Origin of the sequence: Aestuariivirga sp., assembly GCF_020252395.1 — a bacterium.
GTDB lineage: Bacteria > Pseudomonadota > Alphaproteobacteria > Rhizobiales > Aestuariivirgaceae > Aestuariivirga.
On the sequence record NZ_JADCDB010000009.1, the window covers coordinates 16540 to 39029 of the forward strand.

General features: G+C 65.0%; 24 protein-coding genes and 1 pseudogene. 12 read left to right on the forward strand and 13 right to left on the reverse strand.

The features are described from left to right. The first annotated feature begins 11 nt into the window (after positions 1 to 11). The 4 genes from IOC82_RS06085 to IOC82_RS06100 are packed head-to-tail and all read left to right on the forward strand — an operon-like array spanning position 12 to position 2504. The gene (locus IOC82_RS06085) at positions 12 to 257 is read left to right on the forward strand and encodes a zinc-finger domain-containing protein (protein ID WP_290545427.1); all 246 of its coding nucleotides are present in this window, start codon (positions 12 to 14) and stop codon (positions 255 to 257) included. A gap of 52 nt (positions 258 to 309) precedes the next feature. Next, positions 310 to 735, forward strand: a complete 426-nt coding sequence (locus IOC82_RS06090) for a GNAT family N-acetyltransferase (protein WP_290545292.1) — start codon at positions 310 to 312, stop codon at positions 733 to 735. Next, positions 735 to 1940 carry a winged helix-turn-helix domain-containing protein gene (locus IOC82_RS06095; protein WP_290545293.1) on the forward strand — a complete coding sequence of 402 codons (1206 nt, stop codon included), beginning with the start codon at positions 735 to 737 and terminating at the stop codon, positions 1938 to 1940. The genes IOC82_RS06090 and IOC82_RS06095 overlap by 1 nt, the downstream gene beginning before the upstream one ends. 45 nt (positions 1941 to 1985) lie before the next feature. After that, positions 1986 to 2504 (forward strand): CIA30 family protein, encoded by a 519-nt coding sequence (locus IOC82_RS06100; RefSeq protein ID WP_290545294.1) that lies wholly within the window; start codon positions 1986 to 1988, stop codon positions 2502 to 2504. Positions 2505 to 2584: 80 nt separating this feature from the next. Here IOC82_RS06100 and IOC82_RS06105 read toward each other — a convergent pair whose 3' ends face one another. The 4 genes from IOC82_RS06105 to IOC82_RS06120 form a co-directional block, all read right to left on the reverse strand. Then, positions 2585 to 3985, reverse strand: a complete 1401-nt coding sequence (locus tag IOC82_RS06105; RefSeq protein WP_290545295.1) for an aminotransferase — start codon at positions 3983 to 3985, stop codon at positions 2585 to 2587. A 222-nt stretch (positions 3986 to 4207) separates the two neighbouring features. Continuing rightward, positions 4208 to 5497: an aminotransferase class III-fold pyridoxal phosphate-dependent enzyme gene (locus IOC82_RS06110; protein WP_290545296.1), complete on the reverse strand. Its 1290-nt coding sequence runs from the start codon at positions 5495 to 5497 to the stop codon at positions 4208 to 4210. Beyond that, positions 5497 to 6009: a xanthine phosphoribosyltransferase gene (gene gpt, locus IOC82_RS06115; RefSeq protein ID WP_290545297.1), complete on the reverse strand. Its 513-nt coding sequence runs from the start codon at positions 6007 to 6009 to the stop codon at positions 5497 to 5499. The genes IOC82_RS06110 and gpt overlap by 1 nt, the downstream gene beginning before the upstream one ends. A gap of 47 nt (positions 6010 to 6056) precedes the next feature. Beyond that, entirely contained in the window at positions 6057 to 6818 is a 762-nt protein-coding gene (locus IOC82_RS06120; RefSeq protein WP_290545298.1) for a competence/damage-inducible protein A, read from the reverse strand. A 196-nt stretch (positions 6819 to 7014) separates the two neighbouring features. Here IOC82_RS06120 and map point away from each other — a divergent pair, with 196 nt between their 5' ends. After that, entirely contained in the window at positions 7015 to 7833 is an 819-nt protein-coding gene (gene map, locus IOC82_RS06125) for a type I methionyl aminopeptidase (RefSeq protein ID WP_290545299.1), read from the forward strand. 5 nt (positions 7834 to 7838) lie between these two features. Then, on the forward strand, positions 7839 to 8543 hold the full coding sequence (gene radC / locus IOC82_RS06130) for a DNA repair protein RadC (protein ID WP_290545300.1): 705 nt from the start codon (positions 7839 to 7841) through the stop codon (positions 8541 to 8543). Here the strand turns inward: radC and IOC82_RS06135 are convergent. The 8 genes from IOC82_RS06135 to IOC82_RS06170 all read right to left on the reverse strand — a co-directional run bounded on the left by IOC82_RS06135 (position 8521) and on the right by IOC82_RS06170 (position 17141). Continuing rightward, complete coding sequence (locus tag IOC82_RS06135) at positions 8521 to 10161, reverse strand: molybdopterin-binding/glycosyltransferase family 2 protein (RefSeq protein ID WP_290545301.1); 1641 nt, start codon at positions 10159 to 10161, stop codon at positions 8521 to 8523. The genes radC and IOC82_RS06135 overlap by 23 nt on opposite strands. Beyond that, entirely contained in the window at positions 10162 to 10830 is a 669-nt protein-coding gene (locus IOC82_RS06140) for an XdhC family protein (protein WP_290545302.1), read from the reverse strand. Next, positions 10827 to 11150 (reverse strand): XdhC family protein, encoded by a 324-nt coding sequence (locus tag IOC82_RS06145; RefSeq protein WP_290545303.1) that lies wholly within the window; start codon positions 11148 to 11150, stop codon positions 10827 to 10829. Before IOC82_RS06145 ends, IOC82_RS06140 begins: the two co-directional genes overlap by 4 nt. 48 nt (positions 11151 to 11198) lie before the next feature. Beyond that, a complete protein-coding gene (locus IOC82_RS06150; protein ID WP_290545304.1) occupies positions 11199 to 12449 on the reverse strand; it encodes a VWA domain-containing protein in 1251 nt (416 codons plus the stop codon). 5 nt (positions 12450 to 12454) lie between these two features. Next, entirely contained in the window at positions 12455 to 13375 is a 921-nt protein-coding gene (locus tag IOC82_RS06155; RefSeq protein WP_290545305.1) for a MoxR family ATPase, read from the reverse strand. 108 nt (positions 13376 to 13483) lie between these two features. Next, positions 13484 to 14272 (reverse strand): xanthine dehydrogenase family protein subunit M, encoded by a 789-nt coding sequence (locus IOC82_RS06160; RefSeq protein ID WP_290545306.1) that lies wholly within the window; start codon positions 14270 to 14272, stop codon positions 13484 to 13486. An 18-nt stretch (positions 14273 to 14290) separates the two neighbouring features. After that, positions 14291 to 16657, reverse strand: a complete 2367-nt coding sequence (locus IOC82_RS06165) for a xanthine dehydrogenase family protein molybdopterin-binding subunit (protein WP_290545307.1) — start codon at positions 16655 to 16657, stop codon at positions 14291 to 14293. A gap of 19 nt (positions 16658 to 16676) precedes the next feature. Next, positions 16677 to 17141, reverse strand: a complete 465-nt coding sequence (locus tag IOC82_RS06170; protein WP_290545308.1) for a (2Fe-2S)-binding protein — start codon at positions 17139 to 17141, stop codon at positions 16677 to 16679. Between the two features lie 254 nt (positions 17142 to 17395). On the opposite strand from IOC82_RS06170, the gene IOC82_RS06175 reads away from it, so the two are divergent. Together IOC82_RS06175 and IOC82_RS06180 are read left to right on the forward strand one after the other, a co-directional pair. Continuing rightward, complete coding sequence (locus IOC82_RS06175) at positions 17396 to 17821, forward strand: DUF4864 domain-containing protein (RefSeq protein WP_290545309.1); 426 nt, start codon at positions 17396 to 17398, stop codon at positions 17819 to 17821. A 146-nt stretch (positions 17822 to 17967) separates the two neighbouring features. Continuing rightward, entirely contained in the window at positions 17968 to 18549 is a 582-nt protein-coding gene (locus IOC82_RS06180) for a DUF2585 domain-containing protein (RefSeq protein WP_290545310.1), read from the forward strand. 87 nt (positions 18550 to 18636) lie between these two features. Here the strand turns inward: IOC82_RS06180 and IOC82_RS06185 are convergent, their stop codons facing one another. Beyond that, entirely contained in the window at positions 18637 to 19572 is a 936-nt protein-coding gene (locus IOC82_RS06185) for a GlxA family transcriptional regulator (RefSeq protein WP_290545311.1), read from the reverse strand. A gap of 134 nt (positions 19573 to 19706) precedes the next feature. Here IOC82_RS06185 and IOC82_RS06190 point away from each other — a divergent pair, with 134 nt between their 5' ends. From IOC82_RS06190 to IOC82_RS06205, 4 genes and pseudogenes are all read left to right on the forward strand, one after another. Continuing rightward, positions 19707 to 20597: a 3-keto-5-aminohexanoate cleavage protein gene (locus IOC82_RS06190; RefSeq protein WP_290545312.1), complete on the forward strand. Its 891-nt coding sequence runs from the start codon at positions 19707 to 19709 to the stop codon at positions 20595 to 20597. 61 nt (positions 20598 to 20658) lie between these two features. Continuing rightward, positions 20659 to 21228 (forward strand): annotated as a pseudogene (locus IOC82_RS06195) (3-hydroxyacyl-CoA dehydrogenase NAD-binding domain-containing protein); the annotation flags it as partial. Between the two features lie 21 nt (positions 21229 to 21249). Further along, complete coding sequence (locus tag IOC82_RS06200) at positions 21250 to 21684, forward strand: 3-hydroxyacyl-CoA dehydrogenase family protein (protein ID WP_290545428.1); 435 nt, start codon at positions 21250 to 21252, stop codon at positions 21682 to 21684. 26 nt (positions 21685 to 21710) lie between these two features. After that, entirely contained in the window at positions 21711 to 22481 is a 771-nt protein-coding gene (locus IOC82_RS06205; RefSeq protein WP_290545313.1) for an SDR family oxidoreductase, read from the forward strand. Positions 22482 to 22490: the final 9 nt, after the last annotated feature.

Here is a 22490-nt window from a genome sequence, read left to right on the forward strand (position 1 = left end):
CGAGGATCATGATGGCCGCGGGCGCGACACCCCATTTCCAGAACCAGCAGGGCCTCGCCGTCATCGAGATCGGCGCGAAGGAATTCATGTGCATCGGTGCACTCCCGCCGTTCGACCACCCGCACGTCTTCATCGACATGGGAGGGGACTCGGAGGCGATCTGCCCCTATTGCTCGACCCTCTATAGGTTCAACGCGATACTGGGCCAGACTGAGTCGGTTCCCCCCAACGCTCACTGGAACGACCAGGCTGCGTGAGCGGCTGACCATCCGCAATTACCGCGACGGCGACGAAGCGGCCGTCCTTGCCGTGCTGCGTGACCTGCAGGCGCATGAGTTCCGGATCTACGACCGCACCCGCCCGCCGGAAACGATGGGCCCCTGGTACATCGACAGGCTGAAACAAACCACCGGCGAAGGCCGTGGCCATATTCTCGTGGCCGAGGGTGACACCGGCATTCTCGGCTACGCCTCAATGCTGACCAGGGTTTCGGCGGAGGATGAGAGAGACGAGATTCCCTATACCTATGCCTATGTCGACGACCTGGGCGTGCTGGCCTCCGCCCGCAGCCGCGGCGTGGGCGCCGCCCTGCTCGACGCCTGCGAGGCGATCGCGCGCGAGGCGGAGCAGCGCTGGATCAGGCTCGGCGTGCTGGCCGGCAATGAGCGCGCCCGCAGCTTCTATGCGCGCCAGGGCTATGGCGAGGTCCTGCTGACGCTAGAAAAGAGGCTCTGATGGCGGAGAGCCTGTCGCTCGCCCAGGCCCGCCGCGTGGCTCTGGCGGCGCAAGGCTTCTCCTTCCCCGACCGGACGAAGAAGGTGACCTGGGCTCACATGGCCCCGATGATCCGGCGGCTGAACCTGCTCCAGATCGACAGCGTCAACGTCGTCACCCGCTCGCATTACCTGCCGCTCTATTCCCGCCTTGGCGCCTATGCCCAGGCGACCTTGGACGAGCGCGCCTTCGGCCGGAAGAAGCGCGCCCTGTTCGAATGCTGGGCGCATGAGGCGAGCCTTCTGCCGCTGGAGCTTCACCCCCTCACGCGCTGGCGCATGGCCAGGGCCCGGGCGGGCCAAGGCACCTACAAGGCGATGGACCAGTTCGGACGCGACGAGCGCGGCTATCTCCGTGCGGTGCTCGACTTCGTCACCCGCAAGGGCCCCACCGTCGCGAGCGAGGTGCCGGGCGGCGGCAAGGCCGAGGGCGGCTGGTGGGGCTGGTCAAAGGGCAAGCTGGCGCTTGAGACGCTGTTCGACCAGGGCCTCGTCACCACCGCGACGCGCGATGGCTTCGAGCGGCTTTATGACATCCCCGAGCGGGTGATACCGGCGGAGGTGCTGGCGCTGCCCACACCGTCCGAGGCCAATGCGATCCGCCAGCTTCTGGACCTTTCTGGCCAGGCGCTGGGGGTGGCGAGCGAGATCGACCTCCGCGACTATTTCCGCCTGCCCATTGCGGAAACCAAGCGGGCCATCGCCGAGCTGGTTGAAGAGGGCGTGCTGCTCCCCGTTAAGGTGGAGGGCTGGAAGCCTCAGGCCTACCTGCACCGCGATGCTGGGCTTCCCCGCAAGGCCGGCGGAACAGCGTTGCTCTCGCCCTTCGACCCCATTGTGTGGGAGCGCTCACGGGCTGAGCGCCTCTTCAACTTTCACTACAGGATCGAGATTTATACCCCTGCCCCACAACGGAAATTCGGCTACTACGTTCTGCCCCTTCTGCATCATGACAGGATCATGGGCCGCGTCTGCCTCAAGGCCGACCGGCAAGCCGGCGTTCTGCGCGCCAATGCCAGCCACCATGAAGCCGATGCCAACCCGGCAGAGACGGCGAAAGCTCTGGCGGGGGAACTGCAACTGATGGCAGGCTGGCTGGGGCTTGGGGATGTCGCGGCAGGCCCCTCCGGCAATCTCGCCCGCGCACTGCGGAACGCGCTTCGATAAGAAGCAGGTCAGGCGTAAGACATCATCTCCCTGATGGATGATTTGATGACCACTGCGCCCGGCACCATCGACGATCTGACACGACACTTTCCGGAGACGACCGCCGGAACGCAGTGGCAGATGTTGTCTGACGCGGTCATGGGCGGCGTATCGGCGGGGCGCATGTCGCGCACCGTCCTTGCGGGGCGTCCTGCCATCCGGATGGAGGGCGACGTCAGCCTCGAGAACAATGGCGGCTTCATCCAGATCGCGGTCGATCTGGCGCCAAACGGCGCCACCTTCAACGCAGCAGGGTTCTCAGGCATTGCCATCGACGTTCTGGGCAACGATGAGGATTATGGTTTGCACCTCAGAACTTCGGAGCTGTCCCGCCCCTGGCAATCCTACCGGTCGAGCTTCATTGCCAAGCCTGTGTGGCAGGAGATCAAATTCCCGTTCTCCAGCTTCGCGCCTCACCGTACCGAGATACCGCTGAACGTGCACTTGCTGCGCAGGCTCGGCATCGTGGCGATTGGCCGAATCTTCTCGGCCGATGTCGCGATTGGCGGCATCCGCCTCTATTGAACGAAAGAAGCCGGGGCCTTGCGGCCGCCGGCTGTCTGTTCTCAGTCCCGGGCGGTCCTCTCGGTCCGCCCGGACTATCCTCAGATGACGCCTTCGGCCTTCAACTCGGCCGTGACCTTGACGATGGCCCGCTTCAGCGTGCCGGCCACGAAATCCGCCTGCTCCTTCGTGATGGTGAGCGGCGGCGACAGCACGTCGAGGTGACCGATGGGCCGCACCAGCAAGCCGTCGGCCTCGCAGGCGTTGGAAATGCGCTTCGAGATGTTGCAACTGTCGGGCAGCCGCTCGCGCGTCTTCTTGTCCCGCACGTACTCGACGCACATCATCAGCCTGCGGCCGCGCACGTCACCCACGATGTCGAAGCCGCGCAGCTCGCCCAGCCGCTCCTCGAGATAGTCGCCCACCCGCGCGGCATTGCCGCAGAGGTCTTCGCGCTCGATGATCTCGATGTTCTTCAAGGCCACCGCGCAGGCCACCGGATGGCCCGCGTAGGTGTAGCCATGGGTGAACCACACATCCGGGTCCGCGGCCGAAATCACCTCATGCACCTTGTCGGAATAGATCACCGCGGAGAGCGGGATATAACCCGAGGTGAGACCCTTGGCGGTGAGGATCATGTCCGGCACGATGCCGAACTCGGCTTCCGACGCGAAGAAATGGCCGAGCCGCCCGAAGGCCGTGACGATCTCGTCCGCGATGAACAGGATGCCGTGCCTGGTGCAGAGATCGCGCATGCGCGGCAGGTAGTTCGGCGGTGGCAGGGTGACGCCGCCCGAGGCCTGGGCGGGCTCCGCGATGAAGCAGGCGATGTTCTCCGCTCCCAGCTCCGCGATCTTGGCTTCAAACTCGCTGACGAGGTGATCGCTGAAAGCCTCGAGGCTCATGCCGTCGGGCCGGCGATAGGGATAGGGGGCCGAAAGATGGTGCACGAGGTCGGGCACATATTTGAAATGCTCCGACTGGTCGCCGTCGCGCAGGCCCACCGTCATGCCGAGATAGGTCGAGCCGTGATAGGAATTCTTGCGCGAGATGACATAGCGGCGCGTGCCCTGCCCGCGGCGCGACTGATAGAAATGGGCGAGCCGGATGGCGGTGTCGACCGCGCAAGAGCCCGACGTGGCATAGGCCACGTGATTGAGGTCACCGGGCGCGAGTTCCGCGAGCTTGGCGGCAAGCCGCGAAGCGGGCGCATTGGTGACGTCGACGAAGGTCGTCGTGTAGCAAAGCTGCAGGGCCTGCTCGGCCATGGCCTCGGCGATTTCCTTGCGGCCGTAGCCGGCATTGACGCACCACATGCCGCCAATGCCATCGAAATAGCGCCGCCCGTTGGCGTCCGTGACATAGCAGCCGTCGCCCTCCACGAGGACGAGCGAGCCTTCCTTCTTGAAACTGTCGAAATGCGTATAGGGGTGCAGGACATGGTCATGGTCCTGTTGCCAGAGTTCCTGGGCGTTGAAGCGGTTGCCAGCCTGATGCAGCAAGATGGGCTCTCCTTATCCAAGTTGAATGGCTATTCAGTATCACAGATCGGGGGATGTTGCCAGAGACGGAAAATCACCCGGCGTGTGACAATAAATTACTTGTCGCGGGCCGCTTTCTCCCGCTCATCATCGCCGGGCGCGTCCCGGCGATCCTTCTTGCGGACGCAAAGAAGTTGCCCGGGACGGAGCCCGGGCATGATGAACTCGGGAGTGAGCGAGCCCTTAAACCAGCAATTCCCGCCGGCGGTTCACGTAATCCTCAACCGCCCCCACGACGCGGCCGCAGTCAGCGTCCGTCACCATCAACGACAGGGCCATGAAGCCGCGCTCGGCCATGTAGATGCCCTGGTCGAGGAGGTCGAGGAACAGGAGCTGGCGGAGGCGCTTGTCGGTGTGCTCGATGTCATGCGGCGAGTTGATTGTGCTCGCAGTGGGGTGGATGACGATCATCGAGCCCTGCCCCATGGCCTTCATCTTCACCTGGTAGCGCATGAAGAGGTCGTTGAGCGCCTCCCGCAGCCGGTCGCCGCGGGCATTGAGCTCGTCGCAGGCGGCGGGCGTGTAAATCTCCGTCATCGCCACATGGCCCACATTCATGGTGAGCGTGTTGTTGTTGAAAGTGCCGGCATGCGGCAGCGCCGTGGGGCTCGCCGGGTCGAACAGCGCCATGATGTCCGCCCGGCCGCCGAACGCGCCGAAGCTCATGCCGCCGCCCACATATTTGCCCAGCGTCTTCAGGTCCGGCTCGATGCCGAGCTTGGCCGAAAGGCCGCCGGGGTGCAGCCGCGAGGTCATCACCTCGTCGAAGATCAGAACGATGCCGCGCTTCTGCGTTTCCTCGCGCAGCATGGCGAGGAAGTCATGGCTGGCCGAAATGCCGCCACCGCCGCCGAGCATGGGTTCGAGGATCACCGCGGCGAGGTCGTCGGCGTTCTCGATGATGCGCTCCCGCGTAATCTCGACGTCATTGTATTCGCCCATAACGCAGTCGAAGGGCGCATTCACCGGCGAGGCGCCGTGGCTGAAATAGAGCGTGCCGCCGTGATAGCCGCCATCCATCGGCATGATCTTGCTTCGCCCTGTGAAGCAGCGCGCCGCCGAGAGCGCCATCATGTTAGCCTCGGTGCCGGAATTGGTGAAGCGCACGAGGTCCATGTTGAAGCGCTTGGTCACCACCTCGGCGAGTTTCACCTCGCCCTCGTGGTGCGCGCCATAGTTCAGGCCCTTGTCGAGGGCCGCACGCGCGGCCTCGAGAATGCGCGGGTGCGAATGGCCGTAGATGCCGGCGGAATATTCGCCGAGGAGGTCGAGATAGCTGTGGCCGTCGATGTCGGTGATGGTGGAGCCCGAAGCCGTCTCCACCCGCAGCGGGAAGGGAGCGGTGAACAATACGGTACGCGTGTTGCCGCCCGGCATGACATGCGCTGCGCGCTCATGCAACGCGCGGGTCTTGGGGCGCTTCGCAGCGAACTGCGCCTTGGCGTGGTCCAGCGTGGCCTCGACGTCAGCCATCACGCCGTTGCCTTGTCGCCGATGGGCGGCGCGAAGGTGAGGTGCATGTCCCACGGCAAGTAAATCCACGTGTCCTGTGAGACCTCGGTGATGAAAGTGTCGACCAGCGGCCGGCCTGCGGGCTTGGCATAGACGGTGGCGAAATGCGCCTGGGGCAGCATCTCGCGCACCACGCGCGCCGTGGCGCCGGTGTCGACGAGATCGTCGACGATCAGCACGCCCTTGCCGCCATCCTTGCCCGCGATTGACTCCGAAATGGGTTTGAGGACCTGGATCTCGCCCTGCTTGTCATATTCATAAGAGGCAACACAGACCGACTCGATCACCCGGATGCCGAGTTCGCGCGCCACCACCGCGGCGGGCACAAGCCCGCCGCGCGTCACCGCCACCACGGCATGGAAGGGCCCCGCCGCGGAGAGCCGCCAGGCGAGTGCGCGCGCATCGCGGTGGAACTGGTCCCACGACACCGGGAAACTCTTCTGCCACTTCTCGTCCATTGGCCCTGCCCTCATTCGTCCTGTCCCGGTTTATGCCCCTCGCGGGAGGGCAGCGCAACGCCTCACGCCCAACCGCGCGCCTTGCCTTCCGCTGTCAGCGCCTGGGCCATGCGGCAGACTGCCTGATAGGCCTCCTCCAGCGCTTGGCCATCGCGCGAGCGCAGCACCAGGTTGGTGGCGAAACCATCAGGCGCCTGGAACGGGTAGGAGCCGATCACCACGCCTGGATAGAGCCGCTGGATCTGGCCCAGAGGCTGCGCCGCATCGCCCTCGCCGCCGCGGAACTCGACATTGCGCGACTGCATGGGAATGCCGCGGGTGAGCCGCTTGGCCACATCCTCCATCATCGCGTTCATGATCTTAGGCACGCCCGCCATCACGAAAACATTGCCCATCTGGAAGCCCGGCGCCCTGGAGACCGGATTATCGATCAGCAAGGCCCCCTTCGGGATGCGCGCCATGCGCATGCGCGCCTCGTTGGGCTCGCGGCCCGTTTCCTTGAAATAGGAAAGCAGAATCTCCACCGCCTGTGGATCATGATCGATTTCGACGCCGAAGGCCTTGGCAACGGCATCCCCCGTAATGTCGTCATGGGTGGGGCCGATGCCGCCGGTGGTGAAGACATAGCTGTAGCGGTGGCGCAGCGCATTGAGCGCCGCCACGATCTCCTCCTCCACATCCGGCACGAGGCGGGCCTCTTTCAGGTCGATGCCCAGGGCCGTCATGTAATCGGCGATGAAGCCCAGGTTCTTGTCCTTGGTGCGGCCGGAGAGGATTTCATCGCCGATCAGCAGGACGGCGGCGGTGGGTTGTGCGCTGGTCATTCGAAGCCCCTGTTCAACCCTTGCAGTGCCAGCCGGAGGCCCAGCCTGTCAATGCGGCAGGCTCCGCCCTTGCGTGGGGCCTCCAAGCCCATTATCTGCACGCCACGCGGCGGAAAGCGGCTGTTGTGGCGGCCCCCCGATCCTGTAAACTCGCCGCACTTGACCTTTATGCCCGCTTGGGCCGGATTTATTGCGAATGACCTACGCCGCAGACGAAGCCCCCTCCCGCTCGACCCGCATCGAGCTCCATGGCCCCGCCGATTTCGAAGCCATGCGCAAGGCCGGGCAGCTGACGGCCGGGGCCCTCGACCTGCTGGTGCCGCTGGTGAAGCCTGGCGTCACGACGGATGAGCTCGACCGGGTGATCGTGGAGTTCGCCAGGGACCACAAAGCCATCCCCGCCCCCTATAATTACCGCGGTTATCCAAAGTCGATCTGCACCTCGGTCAACCACGTGGTCTGCCACGGTATCCCCAATGACAAGCCGCTGCGCGAGGGCGACATCGTCAACATCGATGTGACGCTCATCGTCGACGGCTGGCATGGCGACAGCTCGCGCATGTATATGGTGGGCGAGGTGAACCGCAAGGCCGAGCGCCTTGTCGAGGTCACCTATGAGAGCCTGATGCGCGGCATCGCCATGGTGAAGCCCGGGGCGCATCTGGGCGACGTCGGCTATGCCATCCAGAGCTATGCCGAGGCCGAGCGCTGCTCGGTGGTGCGCGACTTCTGCGGCCATGGCCTGGGCCGCACCTTCCACGACCACCCCAACGTGCTGCATTACGGCCGCATGGGCGAAGGCGTCGAACTCAAGCCCGGCATGTTCTTCACCATCGAGCCGATGATCAATCTGGGCAGACCGCACGTGAAGATCCTTGGCGATGGCTGGACGGCGGTGACGCGGGACCGTTCGCTCTCCGCCCAGTTCGAGCACACGGTGGCCGTGACCGAGACGGGGGTGGAAATCTTCACCCTCTCGCCCAAGGGCTTCGACCACCCGCCTTACAAGGTCTGAGCCCCGTGTCCGGCTTCGAGGACGCCGGCAACAAGCCGCCGCCTCACTTCCTGGGGCATCGAGAGCGGCTGAAGGAACGCTTCCGCGAATCAGGTCCCGATGCCCTGCCCGATTACGAGCTGCTCGAGATGGTGCTGTTCCGCGCCATCAAGCGCGGCGATACGAAGCCCATCGCGAAGCAGCTCCTGGCCCGCTTCGGCACCTTCGCCGAGGTGTTGAGCGCCGAGCCCAAGCGGCTGATGGAGGTGCGCGGCGTGGGCGAGGCTGTCGCCACCGAGATCAAGATTGTGCACGCCGCCGCCGTGCGGCTGTTGCGCGGCCAGGTGCTGAACCGCCCGGTGCTCAACACCTGGAACGCCATCCTCGACTATCTGCGCGCCGCCATGGCCTTCAGCGACAACGAGCAGTTCCGCATCCTATTTCTCGACAAGAAGAACCAGCTGGTGGCGGATGAAGTGCAGCAGGAGGGCACGGTGGACCACACGCCGGTCTACACCCGCGAGGTGATCAAACGCGCGCTGGAACTTGCCGCCTCGGCCATCGTGCTCGTCCACAACCACCCCTCGGGCGATCCCTCGCCGTCACTGGCGGATATCGAGATGACGAAGAAGATCGTCGATGCCGGGCAGCGTCTGGGGCTCGTGGTGCACGACCACGTGATCGTGGGGCGGAAGGGGCACTTCAGCTTCAGGTCGAACGGGTTGATCTAGCGGCGCCGGCCCTCATCCGGCCGCGAAGTGCCGCCAGCGCCTCCGGCGTGTCGGCATCCAGCAGCACCGCCCCATCCGGCATCTCGACATCGACGATCTCGTCACTCAGCTGATCAAACAGCACGCGGGCGCCCCTGTCGCCGGTCATGCCCTTCAGCGTCTCGAAGTGCTGCCGGCCCCACAGCACCGGGTTGCCGCGCTCGCCCCTGAATGCCGGCACGCAGATCGAGCGGTGTTCCGCCGGGCTGTAGGCTGCAATCAGCCGCCGCACCGCCTCGGGGCCGACCAGCGGCATGTCGCCGAGTGCTATGACTGCCGCATCCGTATCCGGCGGCAATGCCTCCATGCCGGCGCGAAGCGAGGTGGACATGCCCTGGGCGAAGTGCCGATTGTGTACGAGCGTTACCGGAAGGCCTTCCAAAGCCTTGGCCACCTCCGCCGCATCCCGGCCCGTGACGACCACCGTCACATCCGCCGCCTGCCGCATCGCCGCGACGGTGCGGCGGATCATCGGCTGGCCTTGCAAGTCAGCGAGCAGCTTGTTCGACGCCATGCGGGAGGATTGCCCGGCGGCCAGCACCACGGCGGCAACGCGCGGGGCGCGCTGGGGTTTCGGCTTGCCTTCGCGAGGGCTGGGGCGCGTCGGGATTTCGGCCAGCAGCCCCCCTGCCCCCATGTCCATGATGTCCTCAGGCGTCACCTTCACACCCGCCATGACGCGAGCCAGAACCCAGTCGAAGCCGTTGAGCTTGGGGGAGCGCGCGCAGGAGGGAACGCCGATCACCGGCACATCGCCCAGCGCGCCGAGCATCATCAGGTTTCCGGGGTCCACCGGCATGCCGAGGTGCAGCACCTGGCCTCCGGCCTTGGTCACAGCAACCGGGATCACGTCGCCGCGGTCGGTGATGGCGGAGGCGCCGAAGACCAGGATAGGGTCGCAAGCCATGGCCTGCATCCCGGCAATCGCGGCGGTGACAGGGGCGATCTCATGCGCCACCACGCGCACCGCGGCCAGCGTGCCGCACAGAGCGCCGATGCGCTCGCGCATCGCGTCCTCGGACTTGGAAATGATCGCGGGCTTGGTCTGCGGCAGCCGGGTGATGACGAGGCCCGCCCGCTTGTCGCGGAAGGCGGCGACGCGGACGAGTGGCTCCGTGCCGATGACGGCCAGCGCCTTGTCCAGCACATCGCGCGGCACGGCGAAGGGGATGACCTTGACGGTCGCCACCATCTCGCGTTCCTCGACGATGGCGAAGGGCTGCACGGTGGCCAGCGTCAGGCTCTCATGCAGTCGGTTCAGCGCGCGCACGCGGTCCACATCGACGAGGGCGAGGCCGTGGCAGGCGGCATGGAGATTGGCGCGGCCGGTGAAGGGGGCCTGCGCCTTTGTGCCCTCCGCGCCGATACGCTGGGCCACGGCGGCAGCGGCCTCGTCCTCCGGCACGTCCTCCGTGCCGAGCTTCGCAGCGAAGACATGGCCGACGCCGGAGGCCTTTAGGATGGCGATGTCATCCGCCGTCAGCGTGCGGCCCTTCTTGAACATGCCGCCGTCATGCTTCACCGAATGGGCGAGGATGGCGCCCTCGGCCTCTGACAGCGGCAGTTCGCCGAATTGCATTCAAGCACCCAGCCTGAGGCACCGGGTGACCTCACCCATGATCGACACGGCGATCTCCGGCGCACCCTTGGCGCTGATGTTGAGTCCGATGGGGCCATGGATGCGCGCGATCTGCGCATCGCTGAAACCCGCTTCTTTCAGCCGCTGCGCGCGCGAGGCTTGCGTCTTCTTGGAGCCCAAGGCGCCGATGTAGAAGACATCCGACTTCAAGGCCGCGTTCAGCGCGGGATCGTCGATCTTCGGATCATGGGTGAGCGCGACGAGCGCCGTGCGCGGGTCAAGGCCGATCTGCGGGATCACCTCGTCCGGCCATTCGGCATGAAGCGAAATGCCGGGGAAGCGCGCGCCGGTGGCAAAGGCCCCGCGCGGGTCGATGACCGTCACGTCGTAACCCAGCTGTTGCGCGATGGGGATGACGCTTTGCGCGATGTGGACCGCCCCGATGATGACGAGGCGCAGCGGCGGATTGTGGATGTTGATGAACTGGCCATCATGGCTCCCTGACTGGTCGAAGCGGAAGGCCTCGTCGAGCTTCGCCGCCAGCGGATCGGACGCCGCCGCACTGCGCGGCACGATGCGCTGCTCGCCCGTGTCGAGATGGGTGATCAGCGCCACCGCCTGCCGGTTGGCGCGTGCGGCGAGCAGCTGGTCGAGAAGGTGGCGCTTCACGTGATGGGCTCCACGTAGACGCCAATGCGGCCGCCGCAGGCGAGGCCCACTTTCCAGGCGGTCTCGTCAGCGACACCGAACTGCAGCAGCTTGGGCTTGCCCGTTGCGATGATGTCAATCGCCTCCGTCACCACCGCGCCCTCGACGCAGCCGCCCGAGACGGAGCCGATGAAATTGCCTTCCGCATCGATGACCAACTGGCTGCCGATGGGCTGGGGTGCCGAGCCCCAGGTCTCGACGACGGTGGCAAGCGCCACCTTGCGGCCCTGGCGAAGCCAGCCGGACGCCTGTTCAAGGATGGTGTGATCGGATGCGGCCATGAGTGTGGTTCCTTGAATTCGTCTGCCTTCGCCGGGTTCAAACCTTTATCACTGCACCGCCCGCAGCCATTTCCGGGGATCATGCTCCGGCCCCGTTGCCCCGGCAAGGGCGGCGGCAAGATCGCGCAAGCTGTCCAGCGAGTGCACCGGGCGGAACTCATCGACATAGGGCATCATCGCGCGCACGCCGCCGGCCAGCGCCTGGAAGCCGTCGTAGCGCAGGAGCGGGTTAAGCCAGGTGATGCGCTTGGACTGGCGGCGCAGGCGCTGCATTTCATGTTCGAGCGTGCCCACGTCCTCGCGGTCGAGGCCATCGGTCATGATCAGCACGTGTGCTCCTTGCGTCAGCACGCGGCGGGCCCAGTGGTAATTGAACTCCTTCAGCGTGGTGCCGATGCGCGTGCCGCCGGACCAGTCCTTCACCGCGCCCGAGACCTTGGCCATCGCCTCGTCGATGTCGCGCCGCTTCAGTTCGCGCGTGACGTTGGTAAGCCTGGTGCCGAACAGGAAGACATGCACCCGGTCACGGTCATTGCTGAGCGCGTGCAGGAAATGGAGGAACATGCGCGAATAATTGGAGCATGAGCCCGAAATATCGCAAAGCACGACGAGCGGCGGCTCGTGCCACTGCTTCTCCCGGCGCGCGAGATCGATGAAATGGCCCCCTGCCCGCATCGAAGCTTTGAGGGTGCGGCGCATGTCGATGGACGGGCCGCCCGGCGCGCGCTGCCAGCGGCGCGTCATGATCTCAATGCGGTGCATGCGCAGCCTTGCGATGGCCTCCCTCGCCTGCGCCTGCTCGGCCACCGTCATCTGCTCGAAGTCCTTGCGGCGGAGATATTCATCGGCCGAGGCTGTAAAGGTGGCGTCGACCTCCAGTTCGTCCTTCTTCTGGCGCGGCTGACTCTGGGTCTGCTTCTGGTCGAACATCGCTTCGGCGAGGCGGCGGAAACCGGCCTTCTTCGCCTCCTCCGGCGTATTGCGGGCGATCTGGTGGAAGAACAGCTGCATCAGCTGCTCCAGCATCTTGGGCTTCTTCCAGAAGACATGGAAGGCCTGGTCGAAGACCTCGTTCTGGTCGCGCCGCTTCACGAAGACGGCATGCAGCGTCCAGTAGAAATCGTCCCGCGTGCGGAGCGTGCCTGACATCGCGGCATCGAGCGCGTCGATCACCGCGCCCGGCCCGGCGGGGATTCCGGCCTCGCGCAGCACGCGGGCGAAATGCATGATGTTCTCCGCCAGGCGGCCTGAAATCGGACGCTGGTTCTGGTTGGCGGGGCTGGAGAACGGGTTCTGCATGGCCCTTATGTATGCGACATGGTCCGGATTTCATCCTTGATCTGGTCGAGGATGCGCTTGGCCTCGCTGCCCTGCATGCGGCTGATGTCGTCCTGGTATTTGAGCAGCACGCCCAGCGTGTCGTTCACCATTTGAGGGTCGAGCGAGAGCGAGTCGAGCTCGTTCAGCGCCGTGACCCAGTCCAGCGTCTCGGCCACGCCCGGGGCCTTGTAGAGGCCGCCGCCGCGCAGCGACTGGACGAAGAGCACGACTTCCTTCGCCAGCGCATCCGGCGCCTTGGGGCGGCGGGCCTTGACGATTTCGAGCTCGCGCTTGGCATCGGGGTAGCCCACCCAGTGATAGAGGCAGCGCCGCTTCAGCGCGTCATGCACTTCGCGGGTGCGGTTGGAGGTAATGACGACGATGGGCGGTTCTTCCGCCTTGATGGTCCCGAGTTCGGGGATCGTCACCTGGAAATCCGACAGCACTTCGAGCAGGAAGGCCTCGAAGGCCTCATCCGTGCGGTCGAGTTCGTCGATGAGCAGCACCGGCGCCTGGCCCTTGGGTGCCTCCAGCGCCTGCAGCAGCGCGCGCTTGATGAGGAAGCGTTCGGCGAAGATGTCGTTGCCCAGCCGCTCGCGGTCGAGCTCGCCCGCCGCTTCCGCCAGCCGGATCTCGATCATCTGGGCGGAATAATTCCACTCATAGACGGCGGAGTTGATGTCGAGGCCCTCATAGCACTGAAGGCGGATCAGCTTGCGCCCCAAGGTCTCCGCCAGAACCTTGGCGATCTCGGTCTTGCCCACACCCGCCTCGCCCTCGAGGAACAGTGGCCGGCCCATCTTGAGCGACAGGAATACGACCGTCGCAAGGTCACGCCCCGCGATATAGCCGGTGGAGCGGAGCAACTTCACCGTCTCGTCGATGCTGGTGGGCAGTTTGGTCATGTGTTTCACTCTCCGGTACTTCTTCCCCCTCTCCACGAGGGGGAGGGAACCCTTCAATGAAAAAGGCCCGCGACCAATGCGCGGGCCTTTCTCACGCAATCGTCAAGCCTACTTCGCCGCGTCGACGGCGCGCTTCGCCATGACCGTGATCAAATGCGCGCGGTATTCGGCGGAGGCGTGGAGGTCGCTGTTGAGGCCCTTCGCCGGCACCGCGGCGCCGGTAAGGGAGCCCGCGGCGAAGCCCTTGCCCAGCGCGCTTTCGAGCGCCGAGGCGCGGAACACGCCCGCACCCGCACCGGTCACCGCCACGCGCGGGCCTTCGGCGGTGTCCGCCGCGAAGACGCCGACCATGGCATAGCGCGACGCCGGGTTGGGGAACTTGGCATAGCCCGCTTTCTTCGGGATCGGGAACTCGATCGCCGTGATCACCTCACCATCCTCAAGCGCGGTCGAGAACATGCCGGTGAAGAAGTCCTCCGCCTTGATCTTGCGGGCATTGGTGTGGATCGTTGCGCCGAGCCCCAGGCAGGCCGAGGGATAATCCGCTGCCGGATCATTATTGGCCACCGAACCGCCGATCGTGCCCTTATGGCGCACGTGCGGGTCGCCGATGCCGCCGGCGAGCGCGGCGAGCGCCGGGATCGCCTTCTTGACGTCGGCGCTGCTGGCCACCTCGGCGTGCGTGGTGCCCGCCTTGATGACCACAGTGGCGCCCACCGCGATGCCGCTGTTCTTCAGCGCGCCCAAGTCGATGATGTCGGAGGGCGACGCGAGGCCCTGCTTCATCGTGGGGATCAGCGTCATGCCGCCCGACATGTATTTGGCGTCGGGCTTGGCCTTGGCTGCTTTCACCGCGTCGTCAACCGAGGCGGGGCGATAGTAATTGAAGTTTTCCATGTGTCTGGTCCTCCCGCCTTATTCCGCAGCCTTCTTGAGGTGCTGCATGTACTTCCACACCACGTGCGGCGTTGCCGGCATGGGCACGTCCACCACACCCAGCGCATCCGTCACCGCATTCATCACGGCCGCCGGAGAGGCGATGGCGCCCGCCTCGCCGCAGCCCTTCATGCCGAGCGGGTTCGACGGGCACGGGGTGCAGGTGAAGCCCAGCTTGTAGGACGGCACGTCGGCCGCGCGCGGCATCTGATAGTCCATGTAGGAACCGGTCAAGAGCTGGCCCGACTCCTTGTCATAGACTGCGCCTTCGGCCAGCGCCTGGCCGATGCCCTGGGTGATGCCGCCATGCACCTGGCCTTCGACGATCATCGGGTTGATGACATTGCCGAAGTCGTCAACCGCCGTGTAGTTCACGACCGTGGTGACACCGGTGTCGCCGTCGATCTCCACTTCGGCGATGTGCACGCCGGCCGGGAAGACGAAGTTGGACGGGTCATGGAAGGCTGACTCCTTCAGGCCCGGCTCGACCTGGGCCGAGTTGAACTTGTGCGCCACATAGGCCGACAGCGCCACCTCGCCGAAGGCCATTTTCTTGTCGGTGCCCTTCACCGTGAAGGTGCCGTTCTTGAACTCGACGTCGTCGGGCGAAGACTCCATCACAGCGGCGGCGATGCGCTTCGCCTTGGCCTCGATCTTATCGAGGGCCTTGGAGATCGCCGTCATGCCCACCGCACCCGAGCGCGAGCCATAGGTGCCCATGCCGAACTGCACCTTGTCGGTGTCGCCATGAACGATCGACACATTGTTGATGTCGATGCCGAGGCGGTCCGACACGAGCTGGGCGAAAGTCGTCTCATGGCCCTGGCCGTGGCTGTGAGACCCGGTGAGGATCTCCACCGTGCCGACTGGGTTGACGCGCACCTCAGCCGACTCCCACAGGCCCACACCGGCGCCGAGCGAACCCACCGCCGCCGACGGCGCGATGCCGCAGGCTTCGATATAGGCCGAGTAGCCCAAGCCCCGGTAATTGCCCTTGGCGGCGGAGGCCGCCTTGCGGGCGGCGAAGCCCTTCACATCGGCAATCTCCAGCGCCTTGTCGAGGGTCGCTGCATAATCGCCCGCGTCATAGCACATGATGACGGGCGTCTGATGCGGGAACTGGGTCACGAAGTTCTTCCGGCGGAACTCCGCCGGGTCCATCTTCAGCTCGCGCGCCGCGGTTTCGACGATGCGCTCCACCACATAGGTGGCTTCCGGACGGCCCGCACCGCGATAGGCGTCAACCGGGGCGGTGTTGGTATAGAGCGCGTCCACCTCGGCATAGATGTTCGGGATGTTGTACTGCCCCGACAGCAGCGTGGCATAGAGATAGGTCGGCACGCAGGACGAGAAGGTGGAGAGGTACGCCCCCATCGCCGCCTTGGTGTGAACCTTGAAGCCGATGATCTTGCCATCGGCATCGGTGGCCATTTCGGCATGGGTGACGTGGTCACGGCCATGCGCGTCGGCGAGGAAGCTTTCGGTCCGCTCGGCCGTCCACTTCACCGGGCGGCCACCCACGAACCTGGAGGCCCAGACGCAGACCACCTCTTCGGCATAGATGAAGATCTTGGAGCCGAAGCCGCCGCCCACGTCAGGGGCGATGACGCGCAGCTTGTGCTCAGGCGCCAGGCCATGGAAAGCCGAGATCACCAGTCGCGCCACATGCGGATTCTGGCTGGTGGTGTAGAGCGTGTAGTGCTCCGCACCCGTGTCGTAACAGCCAATGGCCGCGCGCGGCTCCATGGCGTTGGGGATCAGCCGGTTGTTGACCAGGTCAATCTTGGTGATGTGCTTGGCCCGCTTGAAGGCGGCATCCGTCGCGGCCTCGTCGCCGATCGACCAGTTGTAGACGCGGTTGTCGGGCGCCACGTCATGGATCTGCGCCTTGTGGCCCATGGCGTCCGCCACGTCCACCACATGCGGCAGCACGCCGTAGTCGACCTCGACCGCCGCGGCGGCAGCCTTGGCCTGCTCGCGGGTCTCGGCGATGACGACGGCCACGTGGTCACCCACATAGCGCACCTTGCCGAGCGCCAGGATCGGGTGCGGGCCGGCCTTCATCGGCGAGCCGTCCTTGGAGTGGATCATCCAGCCGCAGATCAGGCCACCCAGCTTGGTGGCCGCCACGTCCTCGCCGGTGAAGATGCCCACGACGCCCGGCATGTTCCTGGCCTTGGACGTGCCGATCTTGTTGATGGTGGCATGCGCATGCGGGCTGCGCACGAAATAGGCGTAGGTCTGCTTTGGCAGGTTGATGTCGTCGGTGTAGTTGCCCTTGCCGGTGAGGAAGCGATGATCTTCCTTGCGCTTGACGCGGGCGCCGATGCCGGTTCCGTTATCCATATCTTCGGTCCTCCCAAGTTCACATGTTGGCCGCGCCGGCCTTAACGGCGGCGACGATGTTATGATAGCCGGTGCAACGGCAGATATTGCCTTCGAGTTCGTGGCGGATGGTCTCTTCGCTCAGGTTCTTGCCGAGGCGGTTCACCATGTCGATCGAAGCGATCACCATGCCGGGCGTGCAGAAGCCGCACTGCAGGCCGTGGTTGTCCTTGAAGGCCTCCTGCATCGGGTGCATCTTGCCGTCCCTGGCGAGCCCCTCGACGGTTGTCACGTCGGCCCCGTCATGGGCGGCGGCGAGTGCCGTGCAGGATTTCACGGCCTTTCCGTCCACCAGCACAACGCAGGCGCCGCACTGGCTGGTGTCGCAGCCGACATGGGTGCCGGTCAGTCCCAGTTTCTCGCGGATGAATTCGACGAGCAGTGTGCGGCCCTCGACGTCTCCGCAAACGGCCTCGCCATTCACTTTCATGGAAATTGCAGGCATATAGTTCCTCCCGATTTGGACTCCCCCGGCCCGGTTCTGTGCAGTCGCGCCGTCCTGCGCCCCTGCCCGGTGCCGTGGAATTCTCTGATTGCCGGACCGCATACTCAACCGGCAATCATGAACCGTCAAGGGTGCGGCAGGCCCTGCGGCAAAGCAAAAAGTCTGATGACTCAACGATGCTGCAGCGCACACGCCAATCCGCCGCAGCCGCTTTGGCGTAAACGACCCGAAACCAGCAGCCCACGGAGACTGCCATGCGCCTCATCATGTGCCTCCTCGCCGCCTTCCTGACCCTCGCGCTCCCCGCCCGCGCAGAGTCGCTCTCGCCCCAGGACGAGGCCGACTTCCGCGCCGTGATCGCCGACCAGATCGCCGCCTTCCAGGCCGATGACGGGGCCCGCGCCTACAGCCACGCCGCCCCGATGATCCGCCAGATCTTCCCCGACCCCGGCCGCTTCATGGCCATGGTGAAACAAGGCTACCAGCCGGTCTACCGCCCGCAGTCCTACAGTTTCGGCACAGCCGGCTTCTCCGCCTCCGGCCGCCCGATCCAGCGGGTGATGATCGTCGGCCCGGACGGGCTTAATTACGAGGCCATTTACACCATGGAACGCCAGCCAGACGGCACCTGGCAGATCAACGGCTGCGCGCTGGTCAAGGCGAAGGACGTGAGCGCGTGACGTCAGAGTCCAATCTCAGTTCTCACCTCGCACGGACTTGATCTGCGCATCCTCCTCAGCGCCACCGAAAAGACGCCCGGGTCACGCCTGGGCGAGTTGAAAACCGGGGATTTCGCCGGGAAGACGTCCTGAAGTAGGGTTGCACCATGTCTTCCTCCAGCCGCATCTCCCGCACCTCCCTATTCACCGTCGCCGCCATCATCGCGGTCACCGCCCTCACCCTCTGGCTGATGGGCCGGGTTCCCATCTGCACCTGCGGTTACGTGAAGCTGTGGGAGGGCGTGGTGAACAGCCCCGGCAATTCCCAGCACCTCGCCGACTGGTATTCGCCCTCCCACATCATTCACGGTTTCATTTTCTACGGCGTGCTCTGGCTCCTCGCCCGCCGCCTGCCCCTCGGCACCAGGCTTGCCATCGCCACACTCATCGAGGCCGCCTGGGAGATTTTCGAGAACACCCCCTTCATCATCAACCGCTACCGCGAGGCCACCATCTCGCTCGACTATTTCGGCGACAGCGTGCTCAATTCCGTCTCCGACCTCCTGATGATGGTTCTGGGCTTCTGGCTGGCCAGCCGCCTCCCCGTCTGGGCCACAGTGCTGACCGCCATCGCACTGGAGCTCTTCGTGGGATACATGATCCGCGACAACCTCACCCTCAACATCATCATGCTGGTCTGGCCCCTCGACGCCATCCGCCACTGGCAAATGGGGGCCGCCCCGCAGTGACGCCGCAGGCTGGGAAAAAATGATTCACAATGTCAATCAGCAGGAAGCACTTAAGGTTTGTGTTCCTAGCATGGATTGAGGAGAAAGTCAAGGACTATGTTCCTTATATAAGAACGCTCGCAACGGCGATCGGGCTCTCAGCGCCGAGGGTGGCCTTCCGTAGCGGGCCCGGAAACTGCGCGAGAACAGCGGCAGCGAGGAAAAGCCGCAGGCCACCGCGATCTCCCGCATGCTCATGGTGGAATAGGTGATCAGCCGTTCCGCCTTCTCCAGTCTAAGCTTGAGGTAGAAGCCCATCGGCCGCTCGCCCAGCTTTTCGGCGAAGAGCCGCTCCATCTGGCGCACCGAGATGCCTGCCATCCCTGCGAACGCGGCGGCACCGAGCGGGTCTTCGCCCTGCTCCTCCATGGCGGTGATGATGCGAAGAAGCCGCGCATCCGTGGTGCCATAGCGCGCCGCGGCCGGAAGCCTCGCTTCGCCGGGCTGCTCGGACGACCGGTAATGCACCAGCTGGTCCGCCACCAGCACGGCCAGGGGGCGGCCCAGCAGCCGGCCGATCCAGTCCAGCATCATGTCGATGGCGGCGGCTCCGCCAGCACAGGTCATGCGGTCCCGGTCCGTCACGTGGAGAGCCTGTTCGGCCTGCACCTTGGGGAAGCTCTCGCGGAAACCCGGCAGGCTCTCCCAGTGGCAGGTGGCGCGGTAGTCATCGAGAAGGCCTGCCTGTGCAAGCAGGAAAGGGCCCGTGTCGATCGCCGCCAGCAGCACGCGCTTCCGTGCCAGGGTCTTGAGAGCCGAGAGCATGGGCCGGGTGACGCCCTTCTCCGGCTCATAGCTCGCGGAGATTACCGCCATGTCCGGTTTGCCGATGTCCGCAAGTCCGCCCGAGACCGATACGGGGATCTCGTTCGAGGCCGCCACCGGCTGTCCGTCCGCCGAGACGAAGCGCCAGGAGAAGGTGTTCGCGCCTGCGAAACGGTTGGCCACGCGCAGGGGCTCCAGTGCGCCATAGAGCGCGATCATGGAAAACTTCGGGACCAGCAGAAATGCGACGTCGTAATGGGCCATGGCGGAAATAGGAAAGATTCTGGCGGGAAAAGTTAAACGCGGGATTTACCACAGGCCTAGCCTCCGCGCCACAGGATCAGGAGGATTCCATGCAGCCCAAAGTCATCATCACCTGCGCGGTCACCGGAGCGGGCGACACGGTCGGCAAGCACCCGGCCATTCCGGTGACGCCGGAGCAGATCGCCAATTCCGCCCTCGAGGCGGCGGGCGCGGGGGCCACGGTGGTCCACTGCCACGTGCGTGAGCCGTCGACCGGCAAGGGCTCGCGCAAGGTCGCGTACTACGCCGAGGTGATGGAGCGCATCCGGGCGAAGAACAGGCAGGTCATCATCAATCTCACCGCCGGCATGGGCGGCGACGTGGAGGTGGGTTCGGGTGCGAAGCCCCTCGACTTCGGCCCGGGCACGGATTGCGTCGGCCCCGAGGAGCGCCTTGTCCACGTCAAGGAGCTCCGTCCCGAAATCTGCACGCTCGACTGTGGCACGCTGAACTTCGGCGATGGCAATTCCATCGTGATCCAGACCCCCACACAGCTGCGTGAACAGGCGAAGCTCATCCGGTCCTATGGCGTGAAGCCCGAAATGGAAATCTTCGACAGCGGAAACCTGTGGTTCGCCAGGCAGCTCTGTGCCGAAGGCCTGATCGATGGCCCGCCGCTGTTCCAGCTCTGCCTCGGCATTCCCTGGGGTGCCCCCTATGACACAGAGACCATGGCCTACCAGAAAGCCCAGCTCCCCGAGGGCGCCGTCTGGGCAGCCTTCGGCATCGGCCGCAACGAATTCCCCGCCGTTGCGCAGGCCGTACTGCTGGGTGGCCACGTGCGCGTCGGCCTCGAGGACAATCTTTGGCTCGAGCGCGGGGTGCATGCCTCCAACGGCACGCTGGTCGAGAAGGCCGTGAAGATTATCGAACTCCTCGGCGCCAAGGTCGCCTCGCCCGACGAGGGCCGCGAGATCCTGAAGCTTAAGCCGAGGCAGTAAGTTACAATAAGTCCCCCTCCCCACAAGGAGGAGGGGAAAACAGAACCGGCAGGGAGAAACCCAAATGGCCAAGGCCGCCGCGAAAAAGAAGACCGGGAAATCCAAATCCCCCAAGATCAAGACGGTCGGCATCGCCGGCACCGGCCTGATCGGCGCGGGCTGGGCGGCGCGCCTCTTGTTCCGGGGCTATGACGTCATCGCCTATGACGTCTCGCCCGCCGCGGAGGAAAAGCTCAAGGCCCAGATCAAGACGGCCTGGCCCTCGCTCGAGGCGCTTCTCGGCAAGCCCAAGAAGAAGGGTAAGCTCTCCTTCACCACCGACTTGAAGGCGATGGCGGCTAAGGCCGGCTTCATCCACGAGGCGGCGCCCGAGCGCGAGGATCTGAAGATCAAGCTGTTCCGCGACATCGACGCCGTGGCGGCCCCGCACGTCATCATCGCGTCCTCCTCCTCGGGCTTCCTGCCGACCAACCTGCAGAGCCAGTGCCAGCACCCGGAGCGCGTGGTGATCGGCCACCCGTTCAATCCGGTCTACCTGCTGCCCCTCGTCGAGCTCGTGCCCGGCGAGAAGACCTCGGCCGAGGCCATGGACCGCGCGGCCCAATACTTCGAGGCCATCGGCATGCATGTGCTGCGGCTGAAGAAGGAGATCATGGGCTATATCTGCGATCGCCTGCAGGAAGCTCTGTGGCGCGAGGCGCTGCACATCCTCAACAAGGACATCGGCACGACGGCCGACATCGACGACTCGATCGTCTATTCCGCCGGCATGCGTTGGGCCTTCATGGGCTCGTTCCTGACCTATCATGTGGCCGGCGGACCGGGGGGCATGCGCGACTTCATCAAGCAGTTCGACCCGGCACTGGAGCTGGACTGGACCGACCTCAAGTTCCCGAAGTGGAACGAGGCGCTGGAAACGCGCTTGGTCGAGGGTTGCGAAGCTCAGGCCCAAGGGCGCAAGGTCTCCGAGATCGAGGCCAAGCGCAACGCCGTGCTGGTGGACATGATGAAACTGTTCAAGAAGCACAAGATCGGCTCTGGCATGGTTCTGGACCGTGAAGTGAAAGCGCGCAAGAAGAAGGCCTGAGACAGTCAGCCATCGGGAGGAACGACATGGCACAGCAACGCGTGATGATCACCGCCGCGGCGGACGGCATCGGCAAGTCGATTGCCCGCGCCTTCGCGGCGGAGGGAGCTATGGTCCACATCTGCGACGTGAACGAAATAGCCCTCGAGCAGTTCCGCCGCGAGTTCCCCGACATTGCGGCGAGCAAGGTGAACGTCAGAAACGAGGGCGAGATCCACGCGTGGTTCGATGACGCGCTGGAGGACCTTGGCGGGCTCGACGTCATGATCAACAATGCCGGCATCAAGGGGCCGACAGCCCCCGTCGAGGACATCGGGCTCGAAGGCTGGCGCGAGTGCCTGGAAATCTGCCTCGACTCCTACTTCCTCTGCGCCAGGCGTGCCGCACCGGTGATGAAGGCGCAGAAATCGGGCCTTATCCTCAACATGTCATCCAATGCCGGCCAGCACGGCTTCGGCAACAGGACACCCTATGCGGCGGCCAAATGGGGCGTCATCGGCCTCACCAAGTCGCTGGCGATCGAGCTCGGCCCCTATAACTGCCGTTCGAACGCCATCTGCCCAGGCTCGGTGAAGGGCGACCGCATCAACCGGGTGATCCAGGGCGAAGCGCAAGTGCGCGGCGTGCCCTTCGAGGTGGTGGCGAAGGAGATCGTCGGCAACCAGTCGCTCGAACGCCTGACCGAGGCGCATGAGGTGGCGGCACTCGCCGTCTTCCTCGCCTCCCCCGCCGCCTTCATGATCAACGGACAGGACATCGCCATCGACGGCCATGTCGAGACCTTCCACATCAAGTGAGAGTGACCT